19 protein-coding genes are annotated in these 18,261 nt (G+C 56.9%); 11 read left to right on the top strand and 8 right to left on the bottom strand.

Features of this window, described 5'->3' with window-relative positions:
- The first annotated feature begins 394 nt into the window (after positions 1-394).
- From QZ522_RS04990 to rnhA, 7 genes are all read left to right on the top strand, one after another.
- The gene (locus QZ522_RS04990) at positions 395-1,219 is read left to right on the top strand and encodes a helix-turn-helix transcriptional regulator (protein WP_294608290.1); all 825 of its coding nucleotides are present in this window, start codon (positions 395-397) and stop codon (positions 1,217-1,219) included.
- A gap of 283 nt (positions 1,220-1,502) precedes the next feature.
- Entirely contained in the window at positions 1,503-1,820 is a 318-nt protein-coding gene (locus QZ522_RS04985; protein WP_294608287.1) for a MarR family winged helix-turn-helix transcriptional regulator, read from the top strand.
- 143 nt (positions 1,821-1,963) lie between these two features.
- Positions 1,964-2,545, top strand: a complete 582-nt coding sequence (locus tag QZ522_RS04980) for a recombinase family protein (protein ID WP_294608285.1) — start codon at positions 1,964-1,966, stop codon at positions 2,543-2,545.
- 673 nt (positions 2,546-3,218) lie between these two features.
- On the top strand, positions 3,219-3,998 hold the full coding sequence (locus QZ522_RS04975; protein ID WP_294608283.1) for a hypothetical protein: 780 nt from the start codon (positions 3,219-3,221) through the stop codon (positions 3,996-3,998).
- A 111-nt stretch (positions 3,999-4,109) separates the two neighbouring features.
- Positions 4,110-4,472, top strand: a complete 363-nt coding sequence (locus QZ522_RS04970; protein WP_294608281.1) for a hypothetical protein — start codon at positions 4,110-4,112, stop codon at positions 4,470-4,472.
- A 44-nt stretch (positions 4,473-4,516) separates the two neighbouring features.
- On the top strand, positions 4,517-4,795 hold the full coding sequence (locus tag QZ522_RS04965; protein WP_294608277.1) for a hypothetical protein: 279 nt from the start codon (positions 4,517-4,519) through the stop codon (positions 4,793-4,795).
- A 115-nt stretch (positions 4,796-4,910) separates the two neighbouring features.
- Positions 4,911-5,372, top strand: coding sequence for a ribonuclease HI (gene rnhA / locus QZ522_RS04960; protein ID WP_294608275.1), 462 nt, complete (start codon positions 4,911-4,913; stop codon positions 5,370-5,372).
- Between the two features lie 341 nt (positions 5,373-5,713).
- On the opposite strand, the gene QZ522_RS04955 is transcribed toward rnhA, so the two are convergent.
- The 5 genes from QZ522_RS04955 to QZ522_RS04935 all read right to left on the bottom strand — a co-directional run bounded on the left by QZ522_RS04955 (position 5,714) and on the right by QZ522_RS04935 (position 9,751).
- Entirely contained in the window at positions 5,714-6,070 is a 357-nt protein-coding gene (locus QZ522_RS04955; protein WP_294608272.1) for a hypothetical protein, read from the bottom strand.
- A 183-nt stretch (positions 6,071-6,253) separates the two neighbouring features.
- Complete coding sequence (locus QZ522_RS04950; RefSeq protein ID WP_294608270.1) at positions 6,254-6,493, bottom strand: hypothetical protein; 240 nt, start codon at positions 6,491-6,493, stop codon at positions 6,254-6,256.
- 6 nt (positions 6,494-6,499) lie between these two features.
- Positions 6,500-7,789, bottom strand: coding sequence for a hypothetical protein (locus QZ522_RS04945; protein WP_294608267.1), 1,290 nt, complete (start codon positions 7,787-7,789; stop codon positions 6,500-6,502).
- Between the two features lie 399 nt (positions 7,790-8,188).
- Positions 8,189-9,241, bottom strand: coding sequence for a DMT family transporter (locus QZ522_RS04940; protein ID WP_294608265.1), 1,053 nt, complete (start codon positions 9,239-9,241; stop codon positions 8,189-8,191).
- A 228-nt stretch (positions 9,242-9,469) separates the two neighbouring features.
- On the bottom strand, positions 9,470-9,751 hold the full coding sequence (locus QZ522_RS04935; RefSeq protein ID WP_294608263.1) for a DUF1330 domain-containing protein: 282 nt from the start codon (positions 9,749-9,751) through the stop codon (positions 9,470-9,472).
- A gap of 96 nt (positions 9,752-9,847) precedes the next feature.
- Here QZ522_RS04935 and QZ522_RS04930 point away from each other — a divergent pair, with 96 nt between their 5' ends.
- Positions 9,848-10,720, top strand: coding sequence for a LysR family transcriptional regulator (locus QZ522_RS04930; protein WP_294608260.1), 873 nt, complete (start codon positions 9,848-9,850; stop codon positions 10,718-10,720).
- Position 10,721: 1 nt separating this feature from the next.
- On the opposite strand, the gene QZ522_RS04925 is transcribed toward QZ522_RS04930, so the two are convergent.
- The 3 genes from QZ522_RS04925 to QZ522_RS04915 are packed head-to-tail and all read right to left on the bottom strand — an operon-like array spanning position 10,722 to position 13,958.
- Positions 10,722-11,423, bottom strand: coding sequence for a response regulator transcription factor (locus QZ522_RS04925; RefSeq protein WP_294608259.1), 702 nt, complete (start codon positions 11,421-11,423; stop codon positions 10,722-10,724).
- Positions 11,420-13,327, bottom strand: a complete 1,908-nt coding sequence (locus QZ522_RS04920) for a PAS-domain containing protein (RefSeq protein WP_294608257.1) — start codon at positions 13,325-13,327, stop codon at positions 11,420-11,422. Before QZ522_RS04920 ends, QZ522_RS04925 begins: the two co-directional genes overlap by 4 nt.
- Positions 13,328-13,358: 31 nt before the next feature.
- Positions 13,359-13,958: a 2-hydroxychromene-2-carboxylate isomerase gene (locus QZ522_RS04915; protein ID WP_294608254.1), complete on the bottom strand. Its 600-nt coding sequence runs from the start codon at positions 13,956-13,958 to the stop codon at positions 13,359-13,361.
- 240 nt (positions 13,959-14,198) lie between these two features.
- Here QZ522_RS04915 and QZ522_RS04910 point away from each other — a divergent pair, with 240 nt between their 5' ends.
- The 3 genes from QZ522_RS04910 to QZ522_RS04900 are packed head-to-tail and all read left to right on the top strand — an operon-like array spanning position 14,199 to position 17,985.
- On the top strand, positions 14,199-16,142 hold the full coding sequence (locus QZ522_RS04910; RefSeq protein ID WP_294608318.1) for an AMP-binding protein: 1,944 nt from the start codon (positions 14,199-14,201) through the stop codon (positions 16,140-16,142).
- Positions 16,139-16,960: an ABC transporter ATP-binding protein gene (locus QZ522_RS04905; RefSeq protein WP_294608252.1), complete on the top strand. Its 822-nt coding sequence runs from the start codon at positions 16,139-16,141 to the stop codon at positions 16,958-16,960. The genes QZ522_RS04910 and QZ522_RS04905 overlap by 4 nt, the downstream gene beginning before the upstream one ends.
- 29 nt (positions 16,961-16,989) lie before the next feature.
- Positions 16,990-17,985 carry a branched-chain amino acid ABC transporter permease gene (locus QZ522_RS04900; RefSeq protein WP_294608250.1) on the top strand — a complete coding sequence of 332 codons (996 nt, stop codon included), beginning with the start codon at positions 16,990-16,992 and terminating at the stop codon, positions 17,983-17,985.
- Positions 17,986-18,261 lie beyond the last annotated feature (276 nt).

The raw sequence follows: 18,261 nt of genomic DNA, 5'->3' as shown, positions 1-18,261 counted from the left end.
GCTTCATCTGTCTTACACCTTCCGATTACTTGAGTAGCATTGAAGTAGCCCCATGACATTAAAGTTGTTAGACAAACGCCAGTGTTCAATAGAGTATAGCCAAAAGAGCATTTGCGAAATTCAGTTCGAGGCCGTTCATTCGTGCTGACATTGGCCTGTGGAAACACCAAGTCCAAGAGCAGAACCTTTTAGAACAAGATGCCCACTTGTGATCGAGGTAACCCTGTGTGCCCGAGTCTCCGAATTGGAGCCGACCAGCTGTCGCCGGTGCATAGGGTCGGGGTTGGTGTTTTTCTGGAGCGCTCAAACAAAACACACTTAAAGTGTTAAGAACACACTTGACGCGTCAATCGCGTAAACCTATTTAGTGTGTACGAAACACAAAAGGTGCGTAATGAAACTCAAAGAATTCCGCTCTCGTATTGGCCTAACGCAAAAGCAGTTGGCAGAGCAGATGAATACCACGCAGCAGACAGTTGCCCGATGGGAGACCGGGAAGACTATCCTGAACGTTGATCAAATCCGAGATCTTTGCGTCGTGCTCGAATGCACTGCGGACGAACTGCTTGGTTGGGAAACAGGGGCCGAGGGCCTAATGTCCAGTCCGTTTTCGTCCGTCGGTTCTGAGGGGGCGTACGGAACGTTACACATAAAAACTACTTGTGGCACTCGCGAGTATCCTATCGGACTAAATGCTCGCAAGACATTGCTATCTCAGGCTGAAGCTACTGGCCCGATAAACGCCAACAATAGCTCAGACTGGTTGAGCACATGGAGCCTCAATAACAGACTTCTACTAATTAATCCCTCATACTTGAGAGGATTCCAACTGATCTCGGATGATGTTGAAGCCATGCCGAGTTTCGAGCACCCAGAGGTGTACAGGGCGCTAGAAAACTGGCCTGATATCAAGGCCAAAGGGAAGACATGGGAACAGTGTCAGAATCTGGTTAGCCGCCTAGAGGACGAACAGGCGGTGTCTCGCTTAGTATCTCAGGTCAGGATTACTTATGAAGATGGCACTGACGACTGGTGTTTGTTGTCGGACGAGACAGCGACAACTTGGTTCGAACTCGGGATGGCTTCGCCAAGTGTCGGCCAGAACTCCTTTGTAAAAATCGATAAAGAGGGAGGTGAAGTTGCAACATTTGCAAACCTAGGTCGCGTTGTGATGATCGAGATTCCGACCGATCTCTACCTTCGGTTGATCTCAGATTAATCGAACGGACCCCCTCAACTCAGAAGCGAAGAAAGAAACCAGATGAACTATCTGATGGCACGGAATGATCGCCTGTCTCTTAACCCGGCAGAGGCAAATAGACTGCTGAACGGACAGGATTTGCAATTTGCCGAAGCCTAATTTGAATTGCGTTGGCTGGAGGTTGAACTGGAGCGCGCTGAAGAAATTGCTCAAACGCTTCCGTGGCTTTGTAGTGAAATTGAACGAGTGAGGACAGAAACGGTAAACCTAAGTCGAAAAATAGCGGCAGAAGATGTTCATAATGATGGTTGCGTTTCATTTAATCGCAAAAATTCGTCAGGCACAGATTGAGGTAACGGCTGTCCTCGCTTGGGTCGCCCTGAACGAGGGTAAGACACAGAAGCAACTTAGGGACAGTCTGGGCATGGCGTCTTCCACGTCTTCCCGCAACCTCGCGGCCTTATCCAAGGTCCACCGCTTAGGCAAGCCGGGTCTGGAACTGATCGAGTGGCACGAGAGCCTCGAAGATCGCCGCCAGAAACTGCTCTACCTGTCTCCGAAAGGCCGCAAGTTCGTGGCCGATGTACTACGGATTATTGCTGGGAACGTAGATTCTTAACCAAGAAGAACTCACAAATTCCCAATAGGCCTTGGGTGTGCGGGAAGCCTAGGCAAGCCTAAGAATGCTTCCCATAGAAATTATATTGACATTTTGGGAATTATTTCTGATTAAGTCTTAGACTCTAATTGGAAGGAATGCTCATGCTTGTTGGTTACGCTCGCACATCCACAGTCGATCAGAAGGCAGGTCTTGAAGCGCAGCAACGCGACCTCAGCGACATTGGCTGTGAAGAAATCTTCACTGAACAGGTCTCGTCCGTTGATGTGGCCAAGAGGGAAAAACTGGAGGAGGCCATAAAGTTTGCCCGCAAGGGCGACGTTCTGGTGGTCACGAAGCTGGACCGGTTGGCCCGTTCGGTGGCGCACCTCGTCAAGATCACTGAGCGGCTCGAAGCCAAGGGCGTTGCACTACGCATCCTCGACGGTGCGATAGACACCAGCACCGCAAATGGCAGACTGATGCTCAACATGCTGACCAGCATCGCGCAGTTTGAACGCGAGATCATGCTGGAGCGGCAGCGCGAAGGCATTGCCAAGGCAAAGGCCGACGGCAAATACAAGGGCCGGAAACCAACAGCTATGGCGAAAGCGGACGAGGTCATGAAGCTGGCGCGTGAGGGCATGCCGCCACTCAAGATCGCCAAGGCCCTCGGCATCGGCAAATCGAGCGTCTATCGCATTCTCAACGAGGGCGACGTGAAGACAGGTCCAGCATTGCGCTGATGGGATGTGCTCCCCTGTGATTTCGTCCTTCGCTGTGTCTTGATGCAATTAACCCACCCCCTCGACATACTTGAGACCGGACCTCATCGACATCACTGGCAATTTCTCCCCCGATTGCGGCTGATGCCCATAGGACGGTCTCCAGGCACTACTGCCTCGGGTCTGCTCATTGTTGTACCCGTGAGGTGCGCTGTCGGTGCCGATCATGTCACCGGGGTCAGCCTCGCGGGTTTCATTTAAGTGGACGTGAGAGACAGGGCGAACGGTGACTTTCACAACTTCATGGAAGAGACGGAGCGGATCGAGATACCCACCGGAAAATACCCACCAATCCCCCTATGGTAAGGAAGAGACCGGCTTCTCCTTCTTCGTAGAGTAGGACGCCCGGTGGTGTTGCCTCGTCAGGTGACCCAGCATCGCTGAATTTGCCCTGAGCACGCCCGATCATGGGCTCCGCCTTGGGAAGACCCAGTTCTCGGCTTTCGCCTCGGAGACGAAGCAATACGAACACCACCTCAGAGATGACAATCTTCGCCTTGGTCTTTCAGGGCGCAGTCCGGGTTCAAGCCTCAGAATGGTGACCCTGCGACAGCAGCATGCCCATCAGGTCCACCCTCGAGATACCCACCCGAAAATACCCACCAATCCCCTTAAGGTAAGAAAGGAGAACGCTATGGCGGACTTCACCGATGATGATGGTCAACTCATCTTCACTGACGACTTCACGCACAAGGTGGTCGCCTACGCGGGAGAAGACCTCGACGTGATTGAGACCAACGGAAACCTGTGGCTATCAGGAGCGCAGGCGGCAGCGGCGATGGGCTTTCCACAGCACAAAAGCGGTGGCTACGGTCGAATGCTCCAACGCATCGCTCCTCCAGACGTCATCAAGATCAAAGACACCCCGTTCAGGTTCACCGATGGTCGCCGCAACGGTGGCTCTCTGGTCAGCCCGAGGGCCATCCTCGAGTTGGCCTATGGAAAGAAGACGCAGGGTCACAACCCGTTCAAGGCATGGCCGTTCGCAGAATGGGTCAAGGAAACGCTCTTGCCCGATGGCGCGGATGCAGAGGTGTGGTCTCCAGCCCGCAAGGCACCTGAGACGTTGGAGCCGGTGTTCCGTAAGATCGTCACCGTTGTGGATGAGGATGAGCAGGGCCGTCCCCTCGACCCGCTGAGACCGATGGCTGCCTATCGAGGTCTGGTCGATAACACTCCAATCCGACCCGATGAGGTCGAGTTCTGCCTCTGTCCCTCCGATTGGGAAGGCCTTGGCCGCTGCTGGTGCGGGGGCAAAGGCGGCGTGCGTTCTGCCCGTCCAGCGCCGTTTGTGCCCTATGACGGAGACGAGGTGATCGACGAGGAAGACGACTTCGGGGTCTTCCCAGAGCCACCTCAAGCTTCCTCAAAACAGACCATGCAGGAACTACTCAAGGCCGCCGCAAACTTTTGAGCCAGCGACCTCGGCGACTCCAACCGCAACACCATCCGCACGCGCTCTCTCGGTCCACCCGAGGGGCACCTCAATGATTCCCAGCCGTCACAGCGACGAAAGGAAACCCCAATGAAAGACCCCCTCTACACCCGCCCGACGAAGACCGACGCCTCTAAGCTGGGGGTGCGCCGCCGCCACTACTGGTCTCGTCTCTTGCGTCAAAAGGCCCGCAGGTTCCTGCCCATAATCGACATGATGACAGCCGAGGAGACCCACGCCACCGTTGCCCGCTCGCGCCGTGGTCAGAACAAGGCGGCATGGATCAACATCAGCCTGCGTATTGATCAGATCGCCGTGGTGGAAGTTCTCCAAAAACTGCACCTCAAGAAAACCGGGAAGGAAATCTCTCGGGCCGAGGTCTTGGCTGCCCTGATGGCCGCTGGTCTCCACCCCATCGTCAACCACGAAAACTTTGGCGGCAACGGCAACTGACGCCACCGCCATTTTCCGAACATAACAACACAAGGTTCCTCAATATGTCACAGCAGACACTCTCCACCGCCAAAAACGCAGACCTCATCGCCCGTCTCTTCGCAGGCGCTCGGAAGTTAATCACCGACCCTAGCATGGTGCTGATCGACGAACTTCCCGATGACCTCTTCGAGTTGATGAAGATTTACATGCCCGTCGACGAAGTTGAGAGCATTGGGGCCGTTTTACACGGCGATGGCAGCATCATGTTCCACGTCGACAACTTCGAGTTCGAGTTGAACTGGCATTTGGACTTGCCCGATGCAGACGTCCTGACAGCTTGATCCTTCCAAACGGCCCACGCTGCCAAAGTTGGTGGCGGGGAAACAGCTCCCGAAAAATTCCGGTTCGGAAATACGACGGAACAGGCACATCTCCCAAAACACAGAAAGCATCCCAATGAAACACACAAAAATCACCATCCACACCGACGGCTCCTGCCTGAATAACCCCGGTCGCGGCGGTTGGGCCGCAGCGGTCAGGCGCTATGCTGATGATGAGGAGGTCAAGAAAGCCCTCCTTAGCGGGCACGCCCCAGCCACGACGAACAACCGCATGGAAATGACTGCCGCATTGCGTGGTCTGGGTAAGATCAAGCGGAACGAGCAAGCCCAAATCACCGTGTACTCCGACAGCCAACTCCTCATAGGAGGAATGACGGAATGGCTCCCCAATTGGCAGCGCAATGCCTGGCGCAAATCCAGCGGAAAGCCGGTTGAGAACCGTGACCTATGGGAGGCGCTCGTGGCTGTCTGCGAGGGTCTCGATGTCAAGTGGACTTGGGTGCGCGGGCACAATGGCGATGCCAGAAACGAGGAAGTTGACGCCATCGCGTTCGCGGCAGCAAGTAAGGTGGCCTGATCATGTGCGAGACCTTTAGAAAAATTATCGGCCACCTCCTGCGCGACATCCGGCAAGACCTTAGGACGATCAAAACACCCAATGGCGGCACTTCACGGTCCCCGTAATGAGAAACGGCGTGTCGGCTTTGGCGCTACCGGCCCTGAGCTTGCCGTTGCGCACGTTTGAAGAAATGACGGGTGGCCTGTTCGTGGGCCTCCCTGTATGTTTACTCGGCACCTCGTATTTTGTCGCCGTAAGACAGCATGCTAATCTTTTGCTCTCGCCGTCTTACAACCCTGGCGTGAGCGCCAAATGTAACTCACCCTAACTTGTGTTTACCGTTGCAACCGACGTTTCTTTCACGCTTTAGGAAGCTTTTTGCGTATTTTCTCAAGTTCTTCGGCGACGTGATGGGTGCCCTTCGTGTTCCATCCGCCCCTGAACCCGTCCTTCGCTTCGATCTTGTATGCGAGGGTTTCGCGGTCGGAGGCGCCGGGCATTTCAGTCCAACTTACCTTTACGTCAAAAACCGTGTCGTGAACTGCAGGCCCCATAACGCCCTGAATTTGCAGTGCCTGTCCTGGTGGCAACAATGAAATGTCGTGCATCGTACGTGTTTCGTCGCCGGGTTTGTCGCCGGTTGGATTGGGTAGGGCTGCCCCCCAGAAAACGTAGTCGCTAACGCCATTAATCGGGCAACCGCTGGGGTGCCGCATGGATTTAATTCCGGCCGCTTAAAGTACGGGCAGTGGGACTACCGTGACGCGTCCTCATCGATTTAGAAGAATTTTTCGGCTTAAGATCAACTCCAGCGGTAGAATAGAGCAAAGCCCTAATCAGGCGTCAATCTGAGAGGGCATACTTCATACAGTAATTGTTATTTTGAGCCAGGTTGTTAGTCAAACGGCTCGCGCGCCGGTCAAAGTCCGGACCAGTTCAAGCGCAGAACTAGGTTCCTCATTGCCTTGTGGTAACAGATCATCAATTGAACCTTCCTGATACGCTTGCTGCCTGATTTTGCGGACAAACTCTTTATATTCGTCACGATAAGATACATCACCATTAGCCCGCTTATCAGCAGTTTGGTGTGAAGGCATTGAGCTTAGTTCACAAAGAGTAATCATGGTTTCTCCCAACAAGTTCACTTAATCCTTTGTGTGAAGTCTTTGCAAGTACCGTTGATTTAAGCTGATGTCGAAGAAGTGCTTCCGCTTCTTCCAGATCAACCCTTCGTTCTTGGTTATGATTGCCACATCCACTGGCCCCCCGACAGTTTCACTAGGGCGCGTTACTTTTTCTTTAAGCGACTGCAAATCGACCATCGTTTCGGCTAGTTCAGCCATTTCTTCCACCGGAAGCATCGAAATGACGCGCTCCAATGGCTCCCCGTGGTTCTGTCGCGACTCCCCGAGAATTTTGTTCCCAACAGGCCGTAGAGCTTCTGTCGTGACATCACTAAAGCTCTGTTCATCGAACAAAACATTGCCTTCGCCATCTTTTAGTACAGCGCCGCGCTCGGTTCGTTCAATACTACCACCCAACTTCGTGACAAAAGGATCAAGCACATCGGGTAAAGCTTGGCGCTGAACCCCCTGAATAGTCCCAAAGGCTTGTTCGTCAAAACCTATGATAAATGTGTCTGCCATTGATGATTGAGCGAACCCTGAAATGTATGAGTCCATACCATGGGAAATCAGCTCTTTTTCAATGTCTGCCATGATCAACTCTCGTTCCAAAAAGCCAGTGTTTTTTGCCACGTACATCTCGGGATATACTGAGGAGTCCCCAAAACCTGCAAAAACTAGGCCGGTCGGACTTTCATGAAGCTTTTTAGCTTTGAGAGTGATTGCTAATTCTATAATTTTGCGTAGCTGCGCGTCTGTTCTGTCCGCGAAATGTTGATGGAAGTGTCCGTTTTCATCATTCTTCAGTTCTTCAAGGATGTCATTCGGCCACTCATGCAAGAGGCGTTCAAGGAATTCTTGATCCAACCCATTTTTAAATTCTAGATTAGCAAGTAGTTCTTCAAGCGTGGCAAGTTGATGCCCCTCGTCAAACTCTGCGTCATCCGCCGCTCTGTTATTGAAGTCATTGCAACAGATCGCGGTCTCAATCTTGATTGAGTTCTTGAAGCTCTCGTCACGGCTTTCTTTAGGAAAGAATTGCTGGCTATCATTAAGAAACTGCTGGAAGGCTTTTGCGTAGCCCTCAACGGAATCAAATGAACTATTGTCCAAATGCTTGCGAAAAGCTTTTATTACCAGCTCCCAAGGCACGCCCATAATTTCAGCGTTCCCGTAGATCATTAAGCCAACTGGATGGGCGTTGGATAGCTGGAACACTTTGTTCGCGCCTTTGAAGTATCTTTGCTGGAGTTTGCCATTATCGTAGTAAGAGATCGTCGAAGCACTGTCTGCGGCTAGTACCACGCTCATTCGGTTCATTACGCATATTTCTGAAGTCATTGTAAGCTTTGCTCTTTCCAATAATTACTATCTAGTTTCAGTCACGCATCTTGGGGATTTATTGCCCTTGGGTTGTTTTATCTCTGCTGTTCGTAGACTAAGCACAAATCTATGAAAAGCGGCAGGCACTGACACTGTCCTTAACGCTCCCTTGAGAAGTGCCCGAGGAATTCGTCAAGGCACCGCCCACGCGCCCTCGCCCCACTCTGAAACGTGTACCACAAAACTCCTACACGGCCCTTGATCAGGGGTAAATTTTATGCAATTAATTCAATGATATAAAAAGAAACACCTAGAGTTCAATCCTCCCCAGCAGCACCATGTTTCCCTGATATGACAGAGGCATCGCCAGTCCGTCGGTCATCGCGATCAGGCGCCTTTGAAATTGACCCGCCCTTCGATTTCCAACGCGTCGTCAACATCCATCTTCCGCGCCTGTGCGGCGCGCCGTTCGGCCTTTTGGCGGCGCAGGCGGCCGAATTGCCCGATTCCGATCCCGATCAGGATGATCGCGCCGCCGGGGACAAGGCCGGGGCCGGGATCTTCGCCCAACATGAGCATGGCGATGATAAGCGCTGCGACCGGGGAAAACGATGTCGCCAGCGAGATATCGCCCGAGCGCGCGTATTTCAGGCCGAGTGTCCATGAAAACTGACCGACGATGATAACCACCACCGCATAGACCCAGACCCATTTCCAGACGATACCGGCGAAAATGTCCTGAAAATGCAGCGCGCCGTAAAGGTACATCGCGAGAAAATAATAAATGATCGTGCCCACGACGGTGCGATAGATCGAGAAGATGCCGAGTGGAATACCGCCGAGACCGACCCGGCTGACGATGGTCGAGGCGATAAAGGACAGGGTGGCGAAGACCGTCGCGATCTCGCCACGGCCAAATTCAAACGACATGCCCTCACTGTTCATCACAAGCATCGCAAGCGCCCCGCCGAGCGCGATCAGACCGGCGCCAAACGCCCACGGGTCAAGCTTTTCGCCGAGGATCAGATAGGCCGTGAGCAGGAACAGCGGCGGTTCGATCCGCCCTATCAGCACCACATTGGTGACCGTCGTGTAATCGAGCGCGATAAAGAATAGGGCCGGTGTGATCGCTGAGGACAACAGCGCCGACAGGGACAACACGCCCCAGTCCCTGCGCGTCAGCTTGCGCAGGTTCGCCAGCGTCCAGTCCTTGTAGAACATGAACCCCATCGGGATCAGGGAAAGCAGCGAGCCGAGAAACAGTAGATTGCACAGGGTGATGGCGTTGCGCCCCATAACCGGGTGCTCTCGTCCTATATCGGCCAGAAGCGACACGATGGAATTTGCCGACGCATAGACGATCACCGCCAGCCAGACGAGCGCTGCCCCCATGACGGCCTTTGACATGCCTTGTGTCGGGTCGGTGCTGGTTTGGCTCATGGTATCTGCCCTGATCGGGAAAAGTGTTTGGAGGTAAATCTAATCCGGTCGCGCAATAAACAAGTTGAAGGCATGGCACATGGGGTCACAATCCCGTTGGCGCCATGAAACCTTCTACCCATTGCTAGGACATAAACGGCAAATCTCCAAATGGATCATGGGGCGCGGGCGGCGCGAGCGCGTCGCTTGTCAGCCGTGACCGGCCGCCGCGCCCGCCAAGCGCCGGAATCAGCCCAACAGAATGGCGTCCGAGCCACCTGCGCCCCGGCGCAGGGCGTGAACATCTGCCAACTCGGGGTCGTTGATCCAGCCAAGCGCGGACTCGCGATCCGGAAAGGCCAGGATTGCGGCCATATCGGGCAGTGTCGGTGCCCCGTCCAAAACGGTGGGTTCCTTGCTGGCCGTAACGACGCTTCCGCCATAGGTCGCAAGCGCCGCGCCCGCCTTTTCGCGGTAGGCGGCAAGTGAATCGGGGTTGGTGATGGTTAAAGCAGCGTAGGCATAGATCATGGTATTGTCTCCGTGAGTGGTGAGAGGCCTAGATAAAACCTGACGAGAAGTGCGAAAACGCGTGTATTTGCGTATCATGCGTGCGAAAACGCATGCATGGACATCGACTGGGACGATCTTAAAACCATCCTCGCGGTGGTCAGGGAAGGCACGCTTGGCCGCGCCGCCCAGGGGCTTGGCGTGAATTACACCACCGTCGCACGGCGGATCACGCGGGCCGAAGAGGCGCTTGGCCAAAAACTGTTCGAGCGTCTGACCGAGGGCTATCGCCCGACCGACATCGGCCTTTTGGCGGCGCGCCACGCCGAACAGATGGAACAGCACCAAAACGCCCTCATGCGCCAGTTACAGGGCCGCGATGAGACCCTGCGCGGCCCGCTGGTCATCACTGCGCCGCAGATTTTGCTAAACCTGCATCTGGTGCATGTCATCGACAGGTTCTGCACGCTTCACCCCGAGGTCGATCTGTCGGTCAATTCCGCCAATGACCTTGTCGATCTTGGCCGTCGCCGCGCCGATCTTGCGATACGCGTCAGTGCGAACCCCGGCGATGCCCTGAAAGGTCTGCGTCTTTGCGATCAGCACACCGCCGCCTTCGCCAGCCCCGAGATCGCCCGCCGCATTGCGCAGGCGCCTGAGGCCGCCACCGGCTGGATCGTCTATGACCAGACCAAGGGCGTGCCCGAGGCGGCCCTTGCCCGCAATCGGCGCGCCTTTGTGCGGGCGCGATTTGACGACATGATCGCGATGATCGGCGCGGCGCAGGCCGGGCTTGGTGTGGTGCGCATGCCGATGTTCATCGGGCGCGGCACGCCGGGGCTGGTACAGGTGCCGGTGATGGAGCCAAGCCCCTATGCCCCGATCTGGGCGGTGGCGCATGCCGATGTCTGGCCCGGCGCCAAGGTCAGCGCATTCCGGGCCCTGCTCCGGGCCTATTTTCGCGAGCATCGGCGCGTCTTTGCCGCCTGAGTCAGCCCCAGACCACATCGCCGAGAAAGATATAGCCCGCGCCGTAGATCGTCTTGATCAGACGCGGGTTCTTGGGGTCTTCCCGAAGCTTGGTGCGCAGCCGCGAGATGCGCACATCCATCGCCCGGTCAAAGCTTTCGCTGGCGGCGCCGCCAAGCGCCTCTTGCATGGTCTGACGGGAAATAAGCCGCTTGGGGCGTTCCAGGAACAGCCGGAGAACCTCGCCCTCGGCATGCGAAAACGGGGTTTCCGTTTTGGTGTCATCCTCAAGGATATAGCGGTCGAAATGCGCCACCCATCCATTGAACCGCGCCGTTTCGCCACTTTGCGGGCTTGGCGCGCCGCGGCGCAGGCGGGCACGGATGCGGGCGACAACCTCGGCGGGATCGAACGGTTTGATGATGTAATCATCGGCCCCAAGCTCAAGCCCGGTCACCCGGTCCTGCACCTGTGCGCGGCCCGAAATGATGATTACCGTCGCCCCCTGTTCAAGCGCGAGACGATGCACAAGCGTCAGCCCGTCGCGATCGGGCAGCGACAGATCGACTAGGCAGACATCGGGCGTTGTCGATCGCAGGGCGGCCTCGAATTCGGTCGCGCGGCCAAAGGCCATGGTGCGAAACCCGGCCTCGTTCAGCGCATCGGCCAACATGCTGCGGATGGCGGGTTCGTCATCCAGAATGGTCACAAGCGGCGCGGTCATGGGCGAACTCCGGTGTTGAGGGCCGCGTCAAGCTGGGTCGCGGTAAAGGGTTTGCGCAACACCGGGCCCGCCCCTGCGGCGACGCGGTGCAGCGGATCGTCGGGCGGCAGCGATGTCATAAGAACCAGCGGGCAATCGGCCCGGCGGGGCAGGGCGGCAAGATCGAGCCCGGTCTTGTCCCCCTCAAGCACGATATCAGAGAGCACCGCGGAAATCTCGGGCAGTTCGGTGATCAGCGCCTGTGCCTCATCCACACTTGTGGCCTCGATCACGCTGTGACCGGCGCTGCGCAGCATGTCACGCAGGGTGCTGCGCAGATCGGGGCTGTCCTCGACCAAAAGCACAAGGCCCGGCGGGCGTGTCGCCCCGGCCGGGCGCAGCGGCAGGCGCAGCGAGACGCGCCCGCCTTGGTCGCCATTGGCAAGCGCAATCCGCCCGCCGGCCAGCTTGGTCATGTCATAGACCATCGAAAGCCCAAGCCCCGAGCCCTCGCCGCCCTTGGTGGTAAAGAACGGATCAAGCGCATGAACAAGCGCATCGGGGGTAAAGCCGGGACCGGTATCGGTGACCGCGAATTCAAGCCAGGTGCCCTGCAACGCCGTCGCCGTCAGGGTGATGCTGCCGCGGCTGCCACAGGCATCGCGCGCGTTCAGCAACAGGTTCAAAAGCGAATCCTGCAACATCCCGGCATCCAGAAGATAGCGATCGCTGGCGTCGATGTTTTCGATGCCAAGGGTGATGCCTGCAGGAAGCGCCGAACGGGCCAGCGTTTCCAGATCGGCAAGAAATGCCACCAGATCGGTCGGCACCGGTTCATGCTCGCGCGGCCCGGTAATATCGGCGATCCGGTTCAAAAGACCGCCGCCGCGCCGCGCCGCCGCCAGCGTGGCATTGATCAGCTCATCCGCTTGCGCCGGAAGCCCCATCCGGCCAAGCCGCGACTGCATGCCCAGAATGATCGTCAGAAGGTTTGAAAAATCATGCGCCAGCCCGCTGGTTAGCTGTGCCGCCATTTCGCGGCGCCGGGTCTGTTGCAGGGCGGCGCGGGTTTGGCTTTCCTCGGTGATATCCATCGACAGGATATAGACCCCGCCGGCACTTTGGTCCGGCGTCAGCGCCACCCTGATCCGGCGAGAGCTTGGCTCGTGCGAGAACTCGAACACCGAGGGTTCTCCGGCATAGGCCTTGTCAAGCTGTGGTCCGATCACCGACCAGGGCTGCGCCCCGAGAACCTCGGCGGCATGCACCCCGATGATCTCGGCCTTAGAGCCCGGCATCACCGAGGTCAGGCGGCGGTTGGAATAGGTATAACAGCGATCCGGGCCGACATGCGCGATATGGGCGGGCATCATTTCGGCGGTGAGGCGCGTGCGCGCCTCGGCCTCGGTGATCTGCCGCTTGGCCTCTTCAAGGGCGGTGATGGTCGATTCAAGCTGGCGGTTGGTGGCGGCCAGTTCTTCGGAATAGGTCAAAAGCTGATCCGACAGTTCTTCGGAGCGGCCCCGCAACAGCGCCTCTTGCTGCTTGGTGCGGCTGATGTCGGTATAGACCGTCACCCAACCGCCCTGCGGCAGGGGCGACCCTTCCACGCTGATGGTGCGGCCATTGGCGCGGGTGCGCTCCATGTAGTGCCGCTCGAAGGTGCTTGCCTGTTCGACGCGGGTTTGCACGAAGTCATCAATATCGCCGACATCGCCATAATCGCCGCGCATCGCAAGATAGCGGATCGTGTCGGAAAAATCGGCCCCCGGTGTCACAAGCCCCTGTGGCAGGTCGAACATTTCCTGAAACCGCCGGTTGCAGACCGCCAGCCGCAGATTGCGGTCATAGATCGTCAGGGCCTGCTGAATAAGGTTCAGCCCTGCAATCGTCATTTCTTCTGTCTGGCCGCCAGTTGGCTGCATCTACTTGCGTCCCCGCTCTGAGGGTTTTGATCTAAGCATGCCGGGCGGCCCAGTCCAAGGCCTCTTCAAGCCGGTCATCGCCCCAGAAAAGTTCGTCCTGGATGATAAAGCTGGGTGCGCCGAAGATCCCGCGCGCCATGGCCTCTTCGGTGCTGCGGCGCAGGACAAGCCTGTTGTCATCCTGCGCGGCCCTGTCGACGAGATCACCCGACAGGCCGGTCGCCTCAAGGCAGTCCCTGATCACTGGCACCTCGGCAATGTCGCGACCCTGACCGAACTGGGCGGAAAAAACCGCCTGACAGAATGCGACGCCATGCTCGGTGCCAAGCGCGAGTTGGGCCACCCGCGCGGCGAGCACGCTGTTTTGCGGCATGTTGTCCAGTTTCTTCAGCGGCAGGCCAAGCGCTTGCGTTCGGCGGGTCATGTCGCGCCACATATAGTGGCCCTTCGCCGGGTAAATCCGAAACGGTGACGTGGTCCATCCCTGCGCGGCAAAGATCGGCCCCAACAGAAAGGGGCGCCAGACGACCTTGACCCCGGACTTTTGCGCCAGCGGGCCAAGTCGCATCGCGCTGAGATAGGAATAGGTCGATGCGAAATCGAACCAGAATTCCAGCCGGGCTTGGGTCATGCGGTGTCCTGTAGTGCTGTTGCCAACCCCGGTTTCCGGCCCCGGCCGGGACATGTCAAGCGCATCGGCATGCCTGTTACAATTCGTAAGATTTGGGAAATGTTCAGGAAAAAGTTGACGCCGACCATGAAACACGCACCCTTTGGGAGAGGGAAGAATCGCCCCAAGGCGGTCACCTGTTCGCAGCGCGGACATATGGGAGGAGAAAATTTGGCACAGCCGTCTCAGGCGACCGGCGGAATGGATTCCATTCCGGCGCTGTTGCAACGTAACGCGACCCAATATGGCGACAAACCCGCCTATCGGGAAAAGGAATACGGTATCTGGCAATGCTGGACCTGGTCCGAGGCCGAGAAGGAAATCGAGGCGCTTGCGCTTGGGTTGATCAATCTCGGCGTCAATGAAGGCGATTTCATTGCCGTGATCGGTCGCAACCGTCCGTATTTTTACTGGTCCATGGTTGCGGCGCAATCGGTCGGTGCAGTCCCTGTGCCGCTATATCAGGATGCCGCCGCCGAAGAGATGGCCTATGTGATGGATCATTGCGGTGCCCGCTTTGCCATCGTTCAGGATCAGGAGCAGGTCGACAAGCTTATCGAAGTGCAGGAGGGCCTGCACCAGCTTGAGCATATGATCTATGTCGATCCGCGCGGCCTGCGCAAATACGATCATCACAAGCTGCATCAGTTCAGCCATATTCAGGACCAGGGCCGTGCCGCCCGCGAAGAATTCCTTGACGACCTCAAGGAGCGGCGTGCGAAGCTGAACTATGACAGCATCTGCGTGATGCTCTACACTTCGGGCACCACAGGCAAGCCCAAGGGCGTCGTCCTGTCGAACCGCAATATCATTGAGGCGTCGCGCTCATCCTCGGATTTCGATCATCTCGGGGCTGGCGAAGAGGTTCTGGCCTATCTGCCGATGGCCTGGGTCGGCGATTTCATCTTTTCCATCGGCCAGGCCTATTGGTGCGCCTTCTGCGTCAATTGCCCCGAGAGCGCCGAGACGATGCAGACCGACCTGCGCGAGATCGGCCCGACCTATTATTTCGCCCCGCCGCGGGTGTTTGAAACCCAGCTCACCAATGTAATGATCCGAATGGAAGACGCCAGCCGCATGAAAAAGTGGCTGTTCGACACCTTCATGGCGCATGCCCGCAAGGTTGGTCCGGCCATTCTTGACGGCAAGGCGGTCAGCGCCTGGGATCGGATCAAGTACAAGCTTGGCAACCTGTTCGTCTATGGGCCGCTAAAAGACACCCTTGGCCTTGGCCGGGTGCGCGTCGGCTATACCGCAGGCGAGGCGATCGGGCCGGAAATCTTTGATTTCTATCGCTCTTTGGGCATCAACCTGAAACAGCTATACGGCCAGACCGAGGCGTCGGTGTTCATCACCCTGCAACCCGATGGCGAGGTGCGAAGCGATACCGTGGGCGTACCGGCCCCCGGCGTGGAAATCCGCATCGCCGAGAATGGCGAGGTGTTCTATCGCAGCCCCGGCACCTTCGAATATTATTACAAGAACCCCGAAAGCACCGCCGATACCAAGGACTCCGAGGGGTGGGTCGCGACTGGCGATGCCGGGTTCTTTGACAAGGACAACGGCCACCTGCGCATCATCGACCGCGCCAAGGATGTCGGCAAGATGGCCGACGGCCGCCTGTTCGCGCCGAAATACGTGGAAAACAAGCTGAAGTTCTATCCCAACATCCTTGAGGCCGTGGTCTTTGGCAACGAGCGCGAGGCCTGCACGGCCTTTATCAACATCGACCTGACGGCGGTCGGCAACTGGGCCGAGCGCAACAATATCGGCTATGCCTCCTACCAGGAACTGGCCGGGAACCCGATGGTGCTTGATACGATCCAAGGCCATGTCGAAGAGGTCAACCGCTCTTTGGCGGACGATCCGATGCTGTCGCATTGTCAGGTCAACCGCTTCCTGATCCTGCACAAGGAACTTGATGCCGATGACGGCGAAATGACCCGCACCCGCAAGGTGCGTCGCCGGATCGTCGAGGAAAAGTTTAAGGATTTGATAACGGCGCTATATGACGGATCGAACGAAATCTACACCGAAACCGAAGTGACCTATGAAGACGGGCGCAAAGGCTCGATCAGTGCGACGCTGACGATCCGCGACGCGGCGGTTGCCGATGTGCCAGACATGAAGGTGGCAGCAGAATGAATGACATGACACCAGAAGGTTACACCACCGCCGATGGCCGCAATATCGGCGGCGTGGTGATGGAGATGAAGAACATCACCCTGCGCTTTGGCGGTGTTGTGGCGATCAAGGACATCAGCTTTGACATCCGTCAGGGGGAAATCCGCGCCATCATCGGCCCCAACGGCGCCGGTAAATCCAGCATGCTCAACGTGATCTCGGGCTTTTACAATCCGCAAGAGGGCGAGGTCTGGTACAAGGGCGAGCGCCGCCCGCCGATGAAGCCCTATCAAGTGGCGCAGCAGGGCATCGCGCGGACCTTTCAGAACATCGCGCTGTTCGAGGGCATGACCGTTCTTGACAACGTCATGACCGGCCGTCTGCGCGAAATGAAAGCCGGGCTTTTCTCTCAGGCAATCTGGAAGGGTCGCGCCGAGCGCGAAGAGGTTGAAAACCGCGCCGTCGTGGAAAAGGTCATCGACTTTCTTGAGATCCAGCACATCCGCAAAACCCCGGTCGGGCGTCTGCCCTATGGCCTCAAGAAGCGGGTCGAACTGGCACGGGCCCTTGCCGCCGAGCCATCTATCCTTTTGCTGGACGAGCCGATGGCGGGCATGAACGTCGAGGAAAAAGAGGACATGAGCCGCTTTATTCTGGATGTGAACGACGAATTTGGCACCACCATCGCCTTGATCGAGCACGACATGGGCGTGGTGATGGATCTGTCCGACCGCGTAGTCGTGATGGATTACGGCAAGAAAATCGGCGACGGCACCCCGGACGAGGTGCGCAACAACCAGGACGTCATCGACGCCTATCTGGGGGTTTCCAATGACTGATTTTCTGACAGATTTAATAGGGGGCGACGATGCCTGATCAGTTTCTTTACGCCACCGAGGTTTTCATCAACGGCTTGATGGCCGGGGTGCTTTATGCGCTGGTGGCGCTGGGCTTTGTGTTGATCTACAAGGCCTCGGGTATTTTCAACTATGCCCAAGGGGTTATGGCCCTGTTTGCGGCGATGACTCTGGTGGGGATCATGAACGGTCAGGTGCCGTTCAGCCATATCATCAACGCCATATTTGGCACTGAAATCCATCACTTTGGCTGGCACGTTCCCGCCTTCCTGGCGATCTTGCTGACTGTTGGTGTGATGGTAATCTTTGCCTGGCTGGTACAGCGATTGGTGATGCGCCATCTGGTGGGGCAAGAACCGATTATTCTGTTCATGGCGACCATTGGTCTGGCCTATTTCCTCGAAGGTGTGTCAGACTTGATGTGGGGATCTGAGATTAAGAAACTGGACGTTGGTCTGCCGCAGGGGGGCTCGTTCTGGATCGAAGATATGACCGCCGGTCTGGGCAGCGACAATTTCTACGGCTTCTTTATCGACAATCTGGACATGGTGGCGACCGTGGTGGCCGCGCTGTTGGTGACCGGACTGGTGCTGTTCTCGCAGTACACCAAACAGGGCCGCGCCATGCGGGCCGTTGCCGATGATCACCAGGCGGCACTTTCGGTTGGTATCTCGCTGAACTTTATCTGGGTGCTGGTTTGGTCGGTCGCGGGTTTCGTGGCGCTGGTTGCGGGTATCATGTGGGGTACAAAATCGGGCGTCCAGTTCTCGCTGTCGCTGATCGCACTTAAGGCGCTACCGGTGCTGATGTTGGGCGGTTTCACTTCGATCCCTGGCGCCATCGTGGGGGGATTGATCATCGGCGTGGGCGAGAAAATGTTCGAATTCTGGATTGGCCCATTGGTTGGCGGCGCAACCGAGAACTGGTTCGCCTATGTGCTGGCACTGCTGTTCCTGGTGTTCCGCCCGCAAGGATTGTTCGGGGAGAAGATCATTGAACGGGTCTGAACAACCAATGGCCCAGTTGTGCTCTGATCAGCCCTCTAACCGGCGGAAGGCGGTCACGACTATGGCTGCAAAAATACAGGCGACCACGGTAAAGGCGATGGTGAAATCACCGATCAGCTGCGCGCCAGGAAAGTCATCAGGACTGCACAGGCCATGCCAATCAGAACCAGCCCTACAGGGCTGGGTGTCACAGCGTTTTCTTCCTGCGGCTTGGGTTCGGCCTCAGTCGGAGGCAACACAGTTGCTTCCTCGACAGTCGATAGTAGGCGGCTCTTG

This window comes from uncultured Roseovarius sp. (assembly GCF_913054395.1).
Lineage (GTDB): Bacteria > Pseudomonadota > Alphaproteobacteria > Rhodobacterales > Rhodobacteraceae > Roseovarius.
The sequence above is the reverse complement of the archived record's forward strand: the minus strand, read 5'-3'. Positions and strand labels throughout refer to the sequence as shown.

Bases quoted from the DNA above. Each gene is read 5' to 3' on its own strand.
- QZ522_RS04910 (WP_294608318.1), top strand. From the start codon at position 14,199: ATGGATTCCATTCCGGCGCTGTTGCAACGTAACGCGACCCAATATGGC.
- QZ522_RS04990 (WP_294608290.1), top strand. From the start codon at position 395: ATGAAACTCAAAGAATTCCGCTCTCGTATTGGCCTAACGCAAAAGCAG.
- QZ522_RS04975 (WP_294608283.1), top strand. From the start codon at position 3,219: ATGGCGGACTTCACCGATGATGATGGTCAACTCATCTTCACTGACGAC.
- QZ522_RS04930 (WP_294608260.1), top strand. From the start codon at position 9,848: ATGGACATCGACTGGGACGATCTTAAAACCATCCTCGCGGTGGTCAGG.
- QZ522_RS04980 (WP_294608285.1), top strand. From the start codon at position 1,964: ATGCTTGTTGGTTACGCTCGCACATCCACAGTCGATCAGAAGGCAGGT.
- QZ522_RS04935 (WP_294608263.1), bottom strand. From the start codon at position 9,751: ATGATCTATGCCTACGCTGCTTTAACCATCACCAACCCCGATTCACTT.
- QZ522_RS04920 (WP_294608257.1), bottom strand. From the start codon at position 13,327: ATGCAGCCAACTGGCGGCCAGACAGAAGAAATGACGATTGCAGGGCTG.
- QZ522_RS04985 (WP_294608287.1), top strand. From the start codon at position 1,503: ATGATGGTTGCGTTTCATTTAATCGCAAAAATTCGTCAGGCACAGATT.
- QZ522_RS04970 (WP_294608281.1), top strand. From the start codon at position 4,110: ATGAAAGACCCCCTCTACACCCGCCCGACGAAGACCGACGCCTCTAAG.
- QZ522_RS04940 (WP_294608265.1), bottom strand. From the start codon at position 9,241: ATGAGCCAAACCAGCACCGACCCGACACAAGGCATGTCAAAGGCCGTC.
- QZ522_RS04905 (WP_294608252.1), top strand. From the start codon at position 16,139: ATGAATGACATGACACCAGAAGGTTACACCACCGCCGATGGCCGCAAT.
- QZ522_RS04900 (WP_294608250.1), top strand. From the start codon at position 16,990: ATGCCTGATCAGTTTCTTTACGCCACCGAGGTTTTCATCAACGGCTTG.
- QZ522_RS04945 (WP_294608267.1), bottom strand. From the start codon at position 7,789: ATGAGCGTGGTACTAGCCGCAGACAGTGCTTCGACGATCTCTTACTAC.
- QZ522_RS04955 (WP_294608272.1), bottom strand. From the start codon at position 6,070: ATGCGGCACCCCAGCGGTTGCCCGATTAATGGCGTTAGCGACTACGTT.
- QZ522_RS04925 (WP_294608259.1), bottom strand. From the start codon at position 11,423: ATGACCGCGCCGCTTGTGACCATTCTGGATGACGAACCCGCCATCCGC.
- QZ522_RS04915 (WP_294608254.1), bottom strand. From the start codon at position 13,958: ATGACCCAAGCCCGGCTGGAATTCTGGTTCGATTTCGCATCGACCTAT.
- rnhA (WP_294608275.1), top strand. From the start codon at position 4,911: ATGAAACACACAAAAATCACCATCCACACCGACGGCTCCTGCCTGAAT.
- QZ522_RS04965 (WP_294608277.1), top strand. From the start codon at position 4,517: ATGTCACAGCAGACACTCTCCACCGCCAAAAACGCAGACCTCATCGCC.